This window comes from Mameliella sp. LZ-28 (genome assembly GCF_012274245.1).
Classification (GTDB): Bacteria; Pseudomonadota; Alphaproteobacteria; order Rhodobacterales; family Rhodobacteraceae; genus Antarctobacter; species Antarctobacter albus.
This window is the reverse complement of the sequence record NZ_JAANYX010000020.1, coordinates 1-11,954: the sequence shown is the minus strand read 5'-3', so window position 1 is coordinate 11,954 and position 11,954 is coordinate 1. Positions and strand designations below refer to the sequence as shown.

At 62.3% G+C, this 11,954-nt stretch carries 20 protein-coding genes; 4 read left to right on the top strand and 16 right to left on the bottom strand.

From position 1 onward, the window contains the following. Window positions 1-280 precede the first annotated feature (280 nt). The 8 genes from G9Q80_RS12530 to G9Q80_RS12495 all read right to left on the bottom strand — a co-directional run bounded on the left by G9Q80_RS12530 (window position 281) and on the right by G9Q80_RS12495 (window position 3,826). Window positions 281-622: a hypothetical protein gene (locus G9Q80_RS12530; RefSeq protein ID WP_088716855.1), complete on the bottom strand. Its 342-nt coding sequence runs from the start codon at window positions 620-622 to the stop codon at window positions 281-283. Window positions 623-794: 172 nt separating this feature from the next. Next, window positions 795-1,262 carry a GIY-YIG nuclease family protein gene (locus G9Q80_RS12525; RefSeq protein WP_088716854.1) on the bottom strand — a complete coding sequence of 156 codons (468 nt, stop codon included), beginning with the start codon at window positions 1,260-1,262 and terminating at the stop codon, window positions 795-797. Further along, on the bottom strand, window positions 1,262-1,462 hold the full coding sequence (locus tag G9Q80_RS12520) for a hypothetical protein (protein ID WP_088716853.1): 201 nt from the start codon (window positions 1,460-1,462) through the stop codon (window positions 1,262-1,264). The genes G9Q80_RS12525 and G9Q80_RS12520 overlap by 1 nt, the downstream gene beginning before the upstream one ends. 64 nt (window positions 1,463-1,526) lie before the next feature. After that, window positions 1,527-2,879 carry a class I SAM-dependent methyltransferase gene (locus tag G9Q80_RS12515; protein WP_088716852.1) on the bottom strand — a complete coding sequence of 451 codons (1,353 nt, stop codon included), beginning with the start codon at window positions 2,877-2,879 and terminating at the stop codon, window positions 1,527-1,529. Between the two features lie 11 nt (window positions 2,880-2,890). Beyond that, complete coding sequence (locus tag G9Q80_RS12510) at window positions 2,891-3,055, bottom strand: hypothetical protein (RefSeq protein ID WP_157903888.1); 165 nt, start codon at window positions 3,053-3,055, stop codon at window positions 2,891-2,893. Further along, window positions 3,052-3,408, bottom strand: coding sequence for a hypothetical protein (locus tag G9Q80_RS12505; protein WP_088716851.1), 357 nt, complete (start codon window positions 3,406-3,408; stop codon window positions 3,052-3,054). The genes G9Q80_RS12510 and G9Q80_RS12505 overlap by 4 nt, the downstream gene beginning before the upstream one ends. Next, window positions 3,405-3,614 (bottom strand): hypothetical protein, encoded by a 210-nt coding sequence (locus G9Q80_RS12500; RefSeq protein ID WP_074647538.1) that lies wholly within the window; start codon window positions 3,612-3,614, stop codon window positions 3,405-3,407. The genes G9Q80_RS12505 and G9Q80_RS12500 overlap by 4 nt, the downstream gene beginning before the upstream one ends. Next, window positions 3,611-3,826, bottom strand: a complete 216-nt coding sequence (locus G9Q80_RS12495; protein ID WP_088716850.1) for a hypothetical protein — start codon at window positions 3,824-3,826, stop codon at window positions 3,611-3,613. The genes G9Q80_RS12500 and G9Q80_RS12495 overlap by 4 nt, the downstream gene beginning before the upstream one ends. A 769-nt stretch (window positions 3,827-4,595) precedes the next feature. On the opposite strand from G9Q80_RS12495, the gene G9Q80_RS12490 reads away from it, so the two are divergent. The 3 genes from G9Q80_RS12490 to G9Q80_RS12480 are packed head-to-tail and all read left to right on the top strand — an operon-like array spanning window position 4,596 to window position 5,630. Beyond that, on the top strand, window positions 4,596-4,841 hold the full coding sequence (locus G9Q80_RS12490; RefSeq protein ID WP_074647545.1) for a type II toxin-antitoxin system VapB family antitoxin: 246 nt from the start codon (window positions 4,596-4,598) through the stop codon (window positions 4,839-4,841). Next, on the top strand, window positions 4,841-5,266 hold the full coding sequence (locus G9Q80_RS12485) for a type II toxin-antitoxin system VapC family toxin (protein ID WP_088716897.1): 426 nt from the start codon (window positions 4,841-4,843) through the stop codon (window positions 5,264-5,266). Before G9Q80_RS12490 ends, G9Q80_RS12485 begins: the two co-directional genes overlap by 1 nt. A 22-nt stretch (window positions 5,267-5,288) precedes the next feature. Then, the gene (locus tag G9Q80_RS12480; RefSeq protein WP_088716896.1) at window positions 5,289-5,630 is read left to right on the top strand and encodes a hypothetical protein; all 342 of its coding nucleotides are present in this window, start codon (window positions 5,289-5,291) and stop codon (window positions 5,628-5,630) included. 105 nt (window positions 5,631-5,735) lie between these two features. Here G9Q80_RS12480 and G9Q80_RS12475 read toward each other — a convergent pair whose 3' ends face one another. Both G9Q80_RS12475 and G9Q80_RS12470 read right to left on the bottom strand, forming a co-directional pair. Beyond that, on the bottom strand, window positions 5,736-5,897 hold the full coding sequence (locus tag G9Q80_RS12475; protein ID WP_157903891.1) for a hypothetical protein: 162 nt from the start codon (window positions 5,895-5,897) through the stop codon (window positions 5,736-5,738). A 307-nt stretch (window positions 5,898-6,204) separates the two neighbouring features. Beyond that, window positions 6,205-6,555 carry a single-stranded DNA-binding protein gene (locus G9Q80_RS12470; protein WP_074647520.1) on the bottom strand — a complete coding sequence of 117 codons (351 nt, stop codon included), beginning with the start codon at window positions 6,553-6,555 and terminating at the stop codon, window positions 6,205-6,207. A 502-nt stretch (window positions 6,556-7,057) separates the two neighbouring features. On the opposite strand from G9Q80_RS12470, the gene G9Q80_RS12465 reads away from it, so the two are divergent. Next, the gene (locus G9Q80_RS12465) at window positions 7,058-7,432 is read left to right on the top strand and encodes a thermonuclease family protein (protein ID WP_157903890.1); all 375 of its coding nucleotides are present in this window, start codon (window positions 7,058-7,060) and stop codon (window positions 7,430-7,432) included. Window positions 7,433-7,509: 77 nt separating this feature from the next. Here G9Q80_RS12465 and G9Q80_RS12460 read toward each other — a convergent pair whose 3' ends face one another. From G9Q80_RS12460 to G9Q80_RS12435, 6 genes are all read right to left on the bottom strand, one after another. Next, on the bottom strand, window positions 7,510-7,872 hold the full coding sequence (locus G9Q80_RS12460) for a hypothetical protein (protein ID WP_088716893.1): 363 nt from the start codon (window positions 7,870-7,872) through the stop codon (window positions 7,510-7,512). Between the two features lie 103 nt (window positions 7,873-7,975). Further along, entirely contained in the window at window positions 7,976-8,215 is a 240-nt protein-coding gene (locus tag G9Q80_RS12455; RefSeq protein WP_088716892.1) for a hypothetical protein, read from the bottom strand. Window positions 8,216-8,281: 66 nt separating this feature from the next. Next, a complete protein-coding gene (locus tag G9Q80_RS12450; RefSeq protein WP_088716891.1) occupies window positions 8,282-8,545 on the bottom strand; it encodes a zinc finger domain-containing protein in 264 nt (87 codons plus the stop codon). Continuing rightward, the gene (locus G9Q80_RS27880; protein WP_203335198.1) at window positions 8,538-9,182 is read right to left on the bottom strand and encodes a hypothetical protein; all 645 of its coding nucleotides are present in this window, start codon (window positions 9,180-9,182) and stop codon (window positions 8,538-8,540) included. Before G9Q80_RS27880 ends, G9Q80_RS12450 begins: the two co-directional genes overlap by 8 nt. A 34-nt stretch (window positions 9,183-9,216) precedes the next feature. Beyond that, on the bottom strand, window positions 9,217-11,043 hold the full coding sequence (locus tag G9Q80_RS12440; RefSeq protein WP_088716890.1) for a ParB/RepB/Spo0J family partition protein: 1,827 nt from the start codon (window positions 11,041-11,043) through the stop codon (window positions 9,217-9,219). Window positions 11,044-11,347: 304 nt separating this feature from the next. Next, window positions 11,348-11,746 carry a DUF3768 domain-containing protein gene (locus tag G9Q80_RS12435; RefSeq protein ID WP_088716889.1) on the bottom strand — a complete coding sequence of 133 codons (399 nt, stop codon included), beginning with the start codon at window positions 11,744-11,746 and terminating at the stop codon, window positions 11,348-11,350. Window positions 11,747-11,954: the final 208 nt, after the last annotated feature.

Genomic DNA, 11,954 nt, shown 5'->3' with positions numbered 1-11,954 from the left:
GACGCCGCTCATGGGGCTTGCGTGGGGGAACCGGCGGTTCCCGATACGGACAGGGCGCGCTCGCGCGGCCTGGCCCAAGGATGCAGGGGGCGTTCGGCTTGCCCGAATCCCCCCTGCCAGTGTGATCGCCGCGCAAGCGCGGGGATCTCCGAACCCCTGTCTATCCATTGGGCGCCTGCGCGGCCGGGGGGCTGTCTGCCCCCGCGCCTTGCGGCGCTCTCCCGAGGATATTTAAGGTAAGATGAAAGGGCGGAGCTGTCGCCCATGAGCTGACGTTAGATCAGGCCGCAAGCTGAAGGCGTAGCGTCGTCTTATCACCGGCGCGAAGCGGGAAATGCACAGCGGCGAAACCGCAATCGGAAAGAAAGGAGATAATCCCGGTAGCGGTCTTGAACTCTCTCACCTTGAACCCGCCCCGCGTGGCATCCATCCGGGCAGTCACCAGCATCTGAACCTCGCCGGACGGATCGATACTCTTCATGAACCAAAGGCCGTGCCAGCTCGGCCCCTTGCGGAATGGTTCTTCACGACATTCAATTTCGAGCTGGCCTCCATGTTTTAGGCTTAGCCGTAAGCCCTGCTCGTTGATGACATTCGGGGTAAGCTGGATCTTATCGGCCACGGAAATTCCTCGTCTGCTTCATCGCAATATTATAGCATCGCTGACATTAAGCGCATCATCGAATGGCGGTTTCCTGCCACTGGAATGTGCAGGCTAGGAAGGACGTAGGGGGCTGTCTGCCCCCGCGCCTCACGGCGCTCCCCCGAGGATATTTTCAGGAAGATGAAAGAGGCTAGACCAGATCGCTCTTGATCGGGTCGGTTCGCCCTGTCGGCCGCCAGCCTGAATCGAAAAGGGATATGCGGCCATAGATCGGCCATGCAATTTTGAGGCGGGCAATACGGCGAAGCCGTGTCGCCTGCTCGGTGATGAGCTGTGCCACGTCGCTAACCGATGCGCCGTCTCGAAGGATATACCATTCCCGATTGCGGGTCCGGTCTCGTCCAGCCAGACGCCCCACCTTGGCGTGACAACGGGCCTCAAGAGCGAACGCATGGGGCATTCTCACGGTCTGGACAATGACCATTCGGCCTTGAACGCTGCGCGAAAGCTCCTTCCTCCGATCAACTGTCTTGCGCTGCGTGAAGCCGATCTTGATGCGGCAGGGGTCTTCCTCGTCACAGGTAAGATAGACTGTTCCCCAAGCCACATTGCGCCGAAACCAGCGGATACGGGTGAAGCCCCGAGATCGGCGGGCCATCAGGCCCGCTCCGACTCGGGTGCGATGCCGTAAGGGTATGCGGGACCGTAGCGAACGCCGCCCTGTTCAAAAAAGCCCATGCTCCCGAGTAGCCATGCGCGGTGAAACTCGGTTCCGGCGATCAGGCGGCGAATCGAACGGGGGATATGCCGGCCCGCGTAGCCTGCCAGATAAGCGCGAAGATAAATGCTCTGCATCATGTCGAAAATTCCTTTGTAGCCAGAATACTAGGTGGAAGGGCGGGCCGGAAGGCCCGCCCGACGATCAGGCGCGGGGCTTGTAATAGACACAGTATCCGGTGGGGATGTTCGTGCCGGAGCTGGCGAAGCTGCCCACAGGCAGATCGCGCCAGTCGCCAATTGTGGTGCCGTGGTCGTAGTAGGCGGACGCGGGCAGGATGCAGACCAGACAGCCGCCGGGCTTCAGGAACTTTACCGCATGATCGAGGTGTTTCTTGTAGTGCCGCCCATAAAAAGGGGGGTTCATGACCACCTTATCAAACCGCGGATCGGGCGCGACCTGAAGGAAATTCGCGGTCATGACGTGATGGCCCTTCGCGCGGGCCAGGTCGGCACGGGCGGCGTCGTATTCAACGCCTGTGACGGACACGGCCCCGCTCATCCGGTTTTCGCGCAGATCGGCGTTGCGCCGGGCCAGCTCGTCCATCAGTGCGCCGTCGCCACAAGACGGTTCTAGGATTTCCTCGCCGCCGCTAAGGTGCAGGGCGTCGATCACGGTTTCTGCCACGGGCCGGGGGCTGGCATAGAATTGCAGATCGCGGGCAACATCTGTGCTTGGCCGCTTCGCTTCGGCCTCGTTTGGCGCGTCGGGCAACACTTCGCCATAGAACTCGGCCAGGGCGTGGTTGATGTCTTTTCGGCCCTCGGGGTCGAAAATCAGGTGGCCGTTGCCATTCTTGAAAACGCGGATGATGCCACCGCAGAAATCAGCCTCGCCGTGGCGCTGCACCTCGTCCATCGTGTCTTCAAACTCGCGGTAGGTATAGCGCGGCTGGCTTCGATAGACGCGCAGGGCGTTAAGGGTATCTTTCACCCGCTCCCGGCCCCAACTGTTCCAGCCGGTGACATAGGAAACGATGATCCGTTTCGGCAGGCCCTCAACGCCGATTTTCACTTTGGAATGGCTCTTATAGGCCGGGTCCAGATCGGTGAAGCATTCGGCCAACCCCTTGAGGACGTGAAAGCGTTGATCGAGCAAATAGCTCCCGAACACCTCAGCGATATTTTCCAAGGTGAAGGGCAGGGGTTTGGTCAGCTTCAAGTCGAGCTGCTGCCGGTCCTTGGCGCTGGCGATGTTCTCGATATTCAAGCCTTCGTAGACGTGTTTCCATGCGGATCGCAGCAGGGTCAGGCGCACGTCGCGCTCGTATAGACTCGGATCGGTCGCAAAGACGCGCCCGCCGTAGGTGCCGCCGATGCAAGCGGCGGCATTGATCGCGGTTTCGGCCCTCTTGAAAGCCTCGATGGCGCCGGGGATGCTTTCGGCCTTTGCATCATACTCCGCGACGATCTCGGACAGGCTGCGCCGGATTGCCGGTGCGCCGTGGTCCTTCTGGTCGGTTTCGCCAATCTTTGGAAATTCGCTGTGAAATGTCATGCTCTCGTCTTTCATCCTTGGCCCAGGAACCGCTCGCCAGCGTTCGGGCCATATTCGATCACTTCCCAAACCTCGTGCCCGGTGCGGCTGGCGTAGCGCCATGCCGTTGCCTCGTCCTTGTGGACGCGGGGCAGGTCGTCGGGGTGTTCGCGGGTCTCGAAGGTGCGCCAGCTCATGCCTCGGTTCCCCGAGGCATGGCTGCGAAAAGGTCGTCGTTGTCCCAAGCCGGGTGCGACTTGGCGGCGGGCAGGGGATCGACACCCTTGGTCTCGATCACAAGGCGGGCCGTGCGCTCGCAGGGACAGCCATAATCGTTGCGGTAGTGCTCGCGGATTCGGACTTCGTAGCGGTTCGTCGTCTCCGGGATCGGCGCGACGGTGTATCGCTTGGGCGAAGATTTCCGGCCCAGCCAATCCGCGCCCCATGTGGCGGGATGCTTGTCGCGCTGATACTCGATGCAAGCCAGAATATTGCGCTTGTCGGAGGCGGTCAGGTGCCGCCCCTCGATGAGTGAAATCTGCGGTTTCATTGGGCCTTCTCCTGAAGGTAGGTGCGATACCCCTTCTGATCCGTGCTGCCGAAACAGATCACATGCTGATCGGCCAGATGGCGCAGGTCGCAAAGCGCATACTCCATCAGATCGGCTACCTGGCCGGAGGCGTCAGGATAGAGCGCGGTCAGTGCATCAAGGATGCGCGCTGCCTGAATGTCGGGGGTGTTGTTGGGGGCACTCATGCCCCCATCTCCGTCCAGTCAGTCGCCCAAGTATCCATCGTTGCGACGGTTTTGCCTTCGGGATCGAGCAAGCGTAGATCGGGCTTGTGCGTGGCGGCTGCGTGATGATCGCGGCCCATCTTGCGCAGCAGGTCGGGATTGGCGGAATAGACCACTTCCGCGCCGGGCAGACCGTCATATTCGGACCATAGAGAAAAAAGACGTGCGGACATAAATCGTCCTCCTTGTGGTGATGCCCTATCCGGTCTGGTGCCGAAAATTGGGGCGGGGTTTCTGGCGAGGACCGCTGCAAGCGGCCCTCTCCTGAAAGCCTGCCTCCCGGCGAGGGCAGGAGGGGGGCCCGCGCAAGCTCCATGACAAGGAAGGGGGGAGGGGGATCACCCGGCCACGCAGCTCGGCCCCCGGCCGAGACCGTGGTTGGGGACACCCCCCTGACGCCGCTCATGGGGCTTGCGTGGGGGAACCGGCGGTTCCCGATACGGACAGGGCGCGCTCGCGCGGTCTGGCCCAAGGATGCAGGGGGCGTTCGGCTTGCCCGAATCCCCCCTGCCAGTGTGATCGCCGCGCAAGCGCGGGGATCTCCGAACCCTCTTCCGCCAGAGCTTTCCAGACCGCCCCGGCCAGGGGGACGGGGCAGGGGCCTTGCAGGCGACCTGTGGTAAGGTCTGGCGCTGCGAAAGCGACCGTTACCCGGATGGGCCGAGACTGGCCCCCTGACAGGACCATGCGCCGCGCTGCCCGGTGGCTCGGGACGAGACGGCGGGCGGCGCACCTTGGCGCAGGGACGAGCAGGGGGGAAGGCTCGGGGCGCAGGCCGCTTGCCGGCCGAAGCCTAGGGCGCGGTCCTGGGCGGGCGTGTCCTCGAGCAACCGCACGAGGTCACGAACGACCGGGATTCGCCACGAAATTCAACAATCGAAGATACTAGCACTTGCGGGATATACTTTTCGGCTATATTGTATATCCTGAAAGGATATGCACATGCCCCTCTACATCAAAGACCCGGACGTAGATAAGCTCGTTGACCGCTACCTTGCTGCCTCTGGCGCAAGGAACAAAACCGAAGCGGTTCGCACGGCCTTGCTCAATAGTATAGCGGCGTTGGAGAAGCAGGAAACCCTCGCGGAACGTGTAGCGAAGGTTCAGCGAAAGGCAGCCGAGGCAGGTCTGAAACCGCGCGAATCCGACGACAAGCCGTTCATGGATGAGCTGTGGGGTGATGACTGATGTTCATCGACGCCAGCGCGCTTTGCGCCGTGCTGCTGAATGAGCCGGAAGCCCCGGCGATGCTCAAAGCAATGGAACAGGCCCGAGGCAAGCTGATGATTTCGCCGGTTGTGCGGGTAGAAACGACGCTCGGGATCGCACGGGATCTGAAGGAAAAGGATGGCGTAACGCATATCAGCGAGGCGCACTTCGACAAGGCGAGCGAGCTTGTCGCAGACCTGCTCCAATCACTCGGCGTTCGTGAAATGCACCTCACCGAAAGCATGGGCTCGGCGGCGATCGCGGCGTTGAGGAAATACGGCAAGGTGGCCGGTCATCCGGCGAAACTCAACATGGGTGACGCCCTCGCCTACGCCGCCGCTAAGGCGTTTCATGCCCCCTTGCTCTACAAGGGCGATGATTTTGCGAAGACCGATCTCGCATGAGGTCGGAAGAAAGGAGCTTTCGATGAAACTGATAGCGGCAAACGTGATGCGCAGCCTGCCAGCGGCGGCATACCTGGTTGGCGCAGCAGCAGCCCATGCGCAGGAAGGCTCGGCTGACGATTGCGAGCTTGTGAGCGCGGCCATGTCGCAGATGGTGCAGGCGAACATCGCCAACATCGAAGTGACCGGCAACATGCTGCAAAACCAGGCCGCCATGCTGGCGCATCTGGCGACGAGCGGCGATGGCGACGCCTTGGCGGCGGCGGCGGCCGTGACCGAGAACCTGGGCCAGCTTCAGGTGCCCAACGGCCCGGCCATTACGGATGGAATGGCCGCGCTGCGGCGCATGTGCCCGGAGCGGTGAGGGGGCTGTCTGCCCCCGCGCCTGGCGGCGCTCCCCCGAGGATATTTCAGGGAAGATGAAATGCAGAAAGGCCAAGCCCCGGAGGGCCTGGCCGTTGCAGCCGCCCTACTCGGGGCGGCGCTTGAGGGTGATCCCGACCTTCAGGAAGCCGAGGTTGATCGAGATCGTAAGGCTGAGGTCGATTGCGCGCAGCAGCTTGCGGATGGCTCGGAGCCGGCGAGCGGCGATGCGACGAAGTTTGATGGAACGCTTGCGAATGAATTTCATGGTCTGTCTCCTGATTGAAAAAACGAGGCTCGGTGACACGGCGGGAAAGGCGGGCCGTCAACACGCGCGCAGCGCCCCGAAGGGCTTGGTGTTGACGGCTCGCCGCGCCGTGTAGAGTGGCCGCTGTTTTTCAAGGAGGCAGACCCTGCACCTTCGCAGGGGTCCAGTGTCGCATTGCCGCTTGTCGGCGGTTCGGAGCTGAAGGCTGTGAAGCGCGATCGGCCGCCCTCTCGATGGGGGCGGCCGATTGGTCGGGGCGCAGCGCCGCGCCCGAAGGGCAGGCGGGCCGTGAGGCCCGCCCGGGCGGTCAGCCCGCCTGTTGCCGCTCCATCTGCTTGCGGATCATGTGGGCCAGGTTGGCGAAGTTGTCGCAGGCCAGTTTCACGCCGTGGCGGGTTTCGCCGCTATTGGTCTCGTAGCTCTCGGAGCGGATGGTGCCGGTCGCGCGAACCAGGTCGCCTTTGACGGTGTTTTCCTTGACCCATTTGATGACGTTCTCGTTGAAGATACTCACGTCGTTCCAGAAGGGTTTCGACTGAAAGTCGCCGTGATTGTCCTTGCGGCCATACTCGGCGGCGATGGAAACCCAGAGGACGCCGTTGCCTTCCTTGATCTGACCGACCCGACCGATGATTTCAAACTCAGCGAAGGTATTCATTTTTTGTCTCCTTGGTATCTTAGTGTTTCGATGAAAAACGGTCATGCTGGTCCTCGATGCGATCAAGCCAAAAATCGGAGGGTCCGCAAAGCGGAAACCGATTTTTTGATTGAAGGGCGGGGCGTTAGCCCCGGACGGTCGCTAAGAGAGGAACAAGCAATGTTCCGTTTGAGAAACCCGGACCAAGGAGACGGGTGAATACCTGGGTTGCACGAATTTCAGTGTCGGTTCCAGATCAAGGAAGGCAGCGGCGTGTGGATCTCGACAGGGGCTCGATTCATACTGCAAGGACAATCACGGCGACGGTCGAAACCTGGGGCGACGGATGCTCATCTGCGCAGCGGCAAATGGGTCAAGGGAAACCCGATGGCGGCCTAGCGACAACCGGCACAGGAACAGAAGAGGGCAGAGCGGCTTGCGAAACTGGCTGCGAGAAACTGGATCGAGACGCGGACAACATGCGCGACGCAGGCGCTTGTTTGGAGTTGCGGCAACAGGTGCGATGATCGTCGCGGCCTTGCTGTCGATCGACACCGGGACGGCGGCAGAGCCGATCAATCCGGCTTCAGTCTATGTGATCGACGGCGACACGATTGACCTGGGCGGTGAGCGGTTCCGGCTGGTCGGTCTCGACACGCCGGAAACCTACGATCCGCAATGTGCATATGAAAAGGCGCTTGGTGACGAGGCGACGAGGCGCTTGCGCGAGCTGATCGGCTCGGGCGAGTTGGTGGAACTGATCGTGTTGCCGGGCCGCGACCGAAATGACCGAGGGCTAGCGCGGCTTTACATCGGTCGTGCGGACGTGGCCGGTATCCTGATCGGGGAAGGGCTGGCGCGGGAATACAATGGGGGCAGGCGGCAGGGTTGGTGCTGACGGCCAAGCCGCGCAGCGGCCCCTGCGCGGGTAGCGCAAGGCCGGTGCGTCGGGGCGCAGTCCCGGCGCACCGGGCATCACCCTCGGCGCGGTCCCTTTCGGAACCAGCCCATGACGATAATCGTGATGCCGATGGCGAGCAGGTAGAGAACGGCAATCATCCAGATCAGCATGAACGCCTCGCCAAGCTGCCGGGTGAATGTCCGATCCGCGCCGAACAGGAAATGCTCGGACCCGCTCATGGCCCATCCCATGACGATGCCGAATCCGAGGGCAGGCAGGAACACAGTCAGGAAGGCCAGCATATAGCGGTTGATCGTCGGTCGCCCGCCACGCCAGCAGGCCCGGACGACACGGCCCGGACAAAAGACGATCTCGGCCATGCGATACTGAACCAGATCGAGCCTATCCTTGAAGGTGGTTTCGTCGTCGTCGTGCATGATCGTCCTGAATGTCGGTCCCTGGAAAAAAGAGGCCCCGCGCGAGCGGGGCCAGTGTTATCCTCACCACAAGGATATTCTCAAAAAGCTGGCCTGCCCGGCGTCAAAGATGCGCGCGGCGGCTCCGAATTTCGTTCGACAGATTGGCGGCTTGTGCGAAGCACCCGAAGGCGATGGCTGTGCCGATCCAGTAAATCAGATTGGGGACGTTGACCCCCGCGAAGAACGCGATGCAAGCGGCGATCACGATAGCCGCGCCAGCAGCTCCGATAAAGAACCAGTTCCACATCTTGCCGATCAGTTCGGCAATGATTTCTTCAGCGTGAGCGCGGCGATCAAACATCTAAGTTCTCCTTTAGTTCCAGTCGTAGCACAGTCGATCAGTTCTCGCCAGCGCCATGAATATCCCTCAGAACAAAGCCAGTTGCTCGGGCTGAGGCCGAATGCCGACGCGCCCGCGTGGATCAATGATCCATCCGTCGCCGTCGCGCAGGATGCTGGCGTCAGGTCCGTGCTGGTCGATGAAGACGCGATCCGCCTCCACCTTGCGACTGTGATGAAAGTCGCTCGCCATGTGGCCGCTCGGGCGACGGCACCAGACGCCGGGCGCTCTGCCGCAATCGGGGCAGCGCACGGCAAGGACCGGATGACGGTGGGCGGTGAAATCAGGCATGGGCGTTCTCCAATTCTCCGAGGCGAAGGAATAGCTGCGAGGCCAACACGCGATTCTGGGCGGCGCGGTCGCGATCCTTGTTCTTCGATGCCGCCAGTTGAAGATGGTGATAGGCTGCGTGACGTTCCGCCAGCGGGTGACGGTCAGGATCGGCGGCAATCTCCCGCGCCTTGAGGATCGTCACGAACAGGTCAGATGAAGCGAACAGGTTCGCGATCCTCGCGCCCGAGGCGTCGGTGCGCGACAGCGGGAAAGGCGGGCTTTTCAAGTCGATCCTGCCTTGGCTGTAGCTGTGCAGGACGCTCAACAGATAAGACGGGTCGGCGGGGTATGGGGCGCAGTCCCATGCCCGCCGCACAGCGCGGCGCTCATCTTCGGGCAGGGCGTCGATCTGGCGGCGGGCTTCATGCCACTTCTCTGCCCGAGCGCGACGGTCCCTGATTTCCTGTTCGGACCATGCCAGTGCGCGGTCTGCCATAACACGGTCCTCGCTCGGCTGTGCCTCGGCAATCTGATCGGCCAGCAACGGAAGGGCCTCGCGCTCAAGGCGCTGTTTCCGGCGCAGTGCGGCCCGCTTGCGGGGCGTGTCGGTGAACGGGTGTCGGGGTGAACGCTTGAATCTCATGGGAACCTCCATCGGTGGGCGGGGCGCTGCCGCCCCGCCCTCGATCTCACTTCATGCCTTCGGGCAGCCATGCCCCGATCTTCGCGGCCTGCTCGTCGGTGACGCCAAGGGCGCTGCGCAGATCGTGGTCGCCACGGAACAGGGCTTCCAGCTTGTCGGCCTTCTCGCCCTTTTTCAGCTTGGCGAAGGTCGTGGCGGTCGGGTGATCGTCGGACAGGTCCAGCAGATCGCGCCACAGATCGTTGAGGTAGGGGCCTCCGACGCGAGAAAAGAAGTTCGCCGCATTGGGGGTCCAGACTTCGCGGATATTCGGCTGCGTCTCCTTGTCGATCATCGCGGACAGCTTCTCGTCGCCGCCCCGATATTGAGCGGCAAGGAACCGGACCAGTTCACCGCGCACATGCTCCGGGCCTTTCTTGCGAAACGCGCGGAAGGATGCGCCAAGGTCTTTCGCATCCCACATATCGCGCGGCGGGTTGCTGGTCAGGCGCTCGTCAAGGGCATAGCCCTCGGCCTCGGTCGAAGGCCAGTTCGGAACCTCGGTCGTGGCGATGCCAAGCGGATCGTTCCAGCGCAGGGCGTGGCTCAACTGGTAGGCCAGAAGGTCAATCAGCAGATCGGGATCGCGCAACACCGCATGTTGCCGTGCGCCCTGTGCGACACGGGACAGGTCGTCGCGCAGCTTCTGGCTGATGGGGGATTTCGGCTCGGCCTCGGCGCTCGAATGGCTGGACTTGCGCAGGAACCCGGCCTCGATGGCGGCGGCCCGGTCCTCACGCCTCACCAGCCCCTCGGCGGTCTGAACCTCGCCGCTCTGGTTGACGTAGACAAGGACGCCCGAAACGGCCTTCTGCTCGGCGCTGAATGCACCATCCAACACGGCTTGCAGCGCCGCCAGTTCGGCCTCGCCCTCGGCGTCCAGAACCTCACCTTCGGCCAATTCCGCCAGTTCGTCGTAACGCTCTGACTGCTCTTCGGTGAGCGTCCCTTCATCCCGATAGATGCGGTCCAGCTTCCGTTCCTCGATCTCGTAATAACCAAGATAGGTGGTGTCCATCGCCTCGGCCCATTTCCAACCGTCGCCGGTCATGGCCTCGGCGGTGGCGTTCAGCTTCGCCTTGAACAGTTCGTCCAGCAGGGCAACATCATCGAAATAGGTCTGGTCTGCGAAAAGGTCGCCAGTGACGCGCCCGCCCTCGGCCTCGTAAGCCTCAAGGCCAACAAACTTCACGCGCCGATCCGTGCTGCGCACCGAGTCCGGTTTGAGCATCTGCTTGATCTGGTGATCGCTGTAGCCCTCGCCCCGCACCTTTTCCAGCACGGCCAGCGTGTTCGCCTCGTCCTCGCTGACGGTGAAGGCGGCGGCGTTCGACAGGGTGATTTCCCCGGCCTTCAAGGCGTCCAGAACCGACACCGGCAGGCTTGCCAGCTTCAAGCGGCGATAGACGTGCTTTTCATTGACGCCGAACGCGATGGCGATGGAGGGAACCGGAACGCCCCGCTCGGCCATGCTGCCATATTCGCGGATTTCATCGGCGGCATGGGGTTGTTCGCGGTGGTGGTTCTCGCTCGATGCCCAAATCTCGGCGGTCGCCTGATCGGGCGCGATCTTCACGGAAACCGTAGCGAAGCGCGGATCGTCTTGCAGCAAAGCCAGGGCGCGAAGCCTCCGGCCTCCGGCCACGATGCCAACCTTGCCGGTTTCATCGCGCAGCCCGGCGAGGTTCTGGATCAGGCCAAGCTGGCGGATATTCTCTGCCAGTGCCTCGATCCCCTCGGGGCTGAACACGGTGCGCGGGTTCAGGTCGGAAACATACAGATCATCGAAGGGAACCTGTTCGATGGGGGCGATGATCGTCTCTTGCTTTGTCATGGGTCTTATCCTTGTCGTGTGGTGAGTTTTTGTGTTATCGGTGCCCCAGCCCTGACGGGCTGAGGCGAGGGGGCTTAGATGGCCCCGTGCTGGATCAGGAAGCGGCGTCCGATGCCAAAGTGATCGCCCTTCCTGAGAAGCGCCCAAGCCTCGGCAATGCGGCGCTTCATGGTTTCATTGCTCATTGATTTCACCTTCCTTTCCGTTGTGGTGAGGGGGTGGGAGAGGCGCTTGCCGCCCCTCCCTTGGGCCTGCTCGACAGGCCAGCCTCGGCGCGGGGCAGGGAGAGACCCCGCAACCGAACTCAGTATTCCTCGGGCAGAAGGATGGTCAGCACGCGGCGGGTCTTAGTGGTGTCCGCGCAATCGTCGGAACCGAACTCATAGCCCGCGTCGTAGAGGTCGATTTTCCAGTAAAGCCGAACCTCGCGTTCGCCTTCGGCCACGGTGAAGATGCCGAAATCGTGGGTGCCGTAAGGGTCGTTGTCCTCGGTGAACTCGGAAAACTGCATGACCGCGACCATGATCGCCACCTGTGCCTCGTGCGACAGTGCGGCCACGCCGCGCGTCATGACAATCTGGCCGGGAACGGTGAAGTCAGCGCCCCATGTGGTGCGGAACCGGTCGTTCTGTCTTGCGATAAGCGCGACCCGCGCTGCCTCGACAGCCGCCTCTGCGGTGTTTTCCGAATGAATATCAGCCATGTCTGGCCTCCTTGTGGTGATGCCCTATCCGGTCTGGTGCCGAAAATTGGGGCGGGGTTTCTGGCGAGGACCGCGAAGCGTCCCTCTCCTGAAAGCCTGCCTCCCGGCGAGGGCAGGAGGGGGGCCCGCGCAAGCTCCATGACAAGGAAGGGGGGGAGGGGGATCACCCGGCCACGCAGCTCGGCCCCCGGCCGAGACCGTGGTTGGG

What these genes read in the sequence shown, in the direction of transcription:
- G9Q80_RS12525 (WP_088716854.1), bottom strand. Translation starts at nt 1,262, where the DNA reads ATGGCCCGCCGATCTCGGGGCTTCACCCGTATCCGCTGGTTTCGGCGC.
- G9Q80_RS12520 (WP_088716853.1), bottom strand. Translation starts at nt 1,462, where the DNA reads ATGATGCAGAGCATTTATCTTCGCGCTTATCTGGCAGGCTACGCGGGC.
- G9Q80_RS12515 (WP_088716852.1), bottom strand. Translation starts at nt 2,879, where the DNA reads ATGACATTTCACAGCGAATTTCCAAAGATTGGCGAAACCGACCAGAAG.
- G9Q80_RS12510 (WP_157903888.1), bottom strand. Translation starts at nt 3,055, where the DNA reads ATGAGCTGGCGCACCTTCGAGACCCGCGAACACCCCGACGACCTGCCC.
- G9Q80_RS12505 (WP_088716851.1), bottom strand. Translation starts at nt 3,408, where the DNA reads ATGAAACCGCAGATTTCACTCATCGAGGGGCGGCACCTGACCGCCTCC.
- G9Q80_RS12500 (WP_074647538.1), bottom strand. Translation starts at nt 3,614, where the DNA reads ATGAGTGCCCCCAACAACACCCCCGACATTCAGGCAGCGCGCATCCTT.
- G9Q80_RS12495 (WP_088716850.1), bottom strand. Translation starts at nt 3,826, where the DNA reads ATGTCCGCACGTCTTTTTTCTCTATGGTCCGAATATGACGGTCTGCCC.
- G9Q80_RS12490 (WP_074647545.1), top strand. Translation starts at nt 4,596, where the DNA reads ATGCCCCTCTACATCAAAGACCCGGACGTAGATAAGCTCGTTGACCGC.
- G9Q80_RS12485 (WP_088716897.1), top strand. Translation starts at nt 4,841, where the DNA reads ATGTTCATCGACGCCAGCGCGCTTTGCGCCGTGCTGCTGAATGAGCCG.
- G9Q80_RS12480 (WP_088716896.1), top strand. Translation starts at nt 5,289, where the DNA reads ATGAAACTGATAGCGGCAAACGTGATGCGCAGCCTGCCAGCGGCGGCA.
- G9Q80_RS12475 (WP_157903891.1), bottom strand. Translation starts at nt 5,897, where the DNA reads ATGAAATTCATTCGCAAGCGTTCCATCAAACTTCGTCGCATCGCCGCT.
- G9Q80_RS12470 (WP_074647520.1), bottom strand. Translation starts at nt 6,555, where the DNA reads ATGAATACCTTCGCTGAGTTTGAAATCATCGGTCGGGTCGGTCAGATC.
- G9Q80_RS12465 (WP_157903890.1), top strand. Translation starts at nt 7,058, where the DNA reads ATGATCGTCGCGGCCTTGCTGTCGATCGACACCGGGACGGCGGCAGAG.
- G9Q80_RS12460 (WP_088716893.1), bottom strand. Translation starts at nt 7,872, where the DNA reads ATGCACGACGACGACGAAACCACCTTCAAGGATAGGCTCGATCTGGTT.
- G9Q80_RS12455 (WP_088716892.1), bottom strand. Translation starts at nt 8,215, where the DNA reads ATGTTTGATCGCCGCGCTCACGCTGAAGAAATCATTGCCGAACTGATC.
- G9Q80_RS12450 (WP_088716891.1), bottom strand. Translation starts at nt 8,545, where the DNA reads ATGCCTGATTTCACCGCCCACCGTCATCCGGTCCTTGCCGTGCGCTGC.
- G9Q80_RS27880 (WP_203335198.1), bottom strand. Translation starts at nt 9,182, where the DNA reads ATGGAGGTTCCCATGAGATTCAAGCGTTCACCCCGACACCCGTTCACC.
- G9Q80_RS12440 (WP_088716890.1), bottom strand. Translation starts at nt 11,043, where the DNA reads ATGACAAAGCAAGAGACGATCATCGCCCCCATCGAACAGGTTCCCTTC.
- G9Q80_RS12435 (WP_088716889.1), bottom strand. Translation starts at nt 11,746, where the DNA reads ATGGCTGATATTCATTCGGAAAACACCGCAGAGGCGGCTGTCGAGGCA.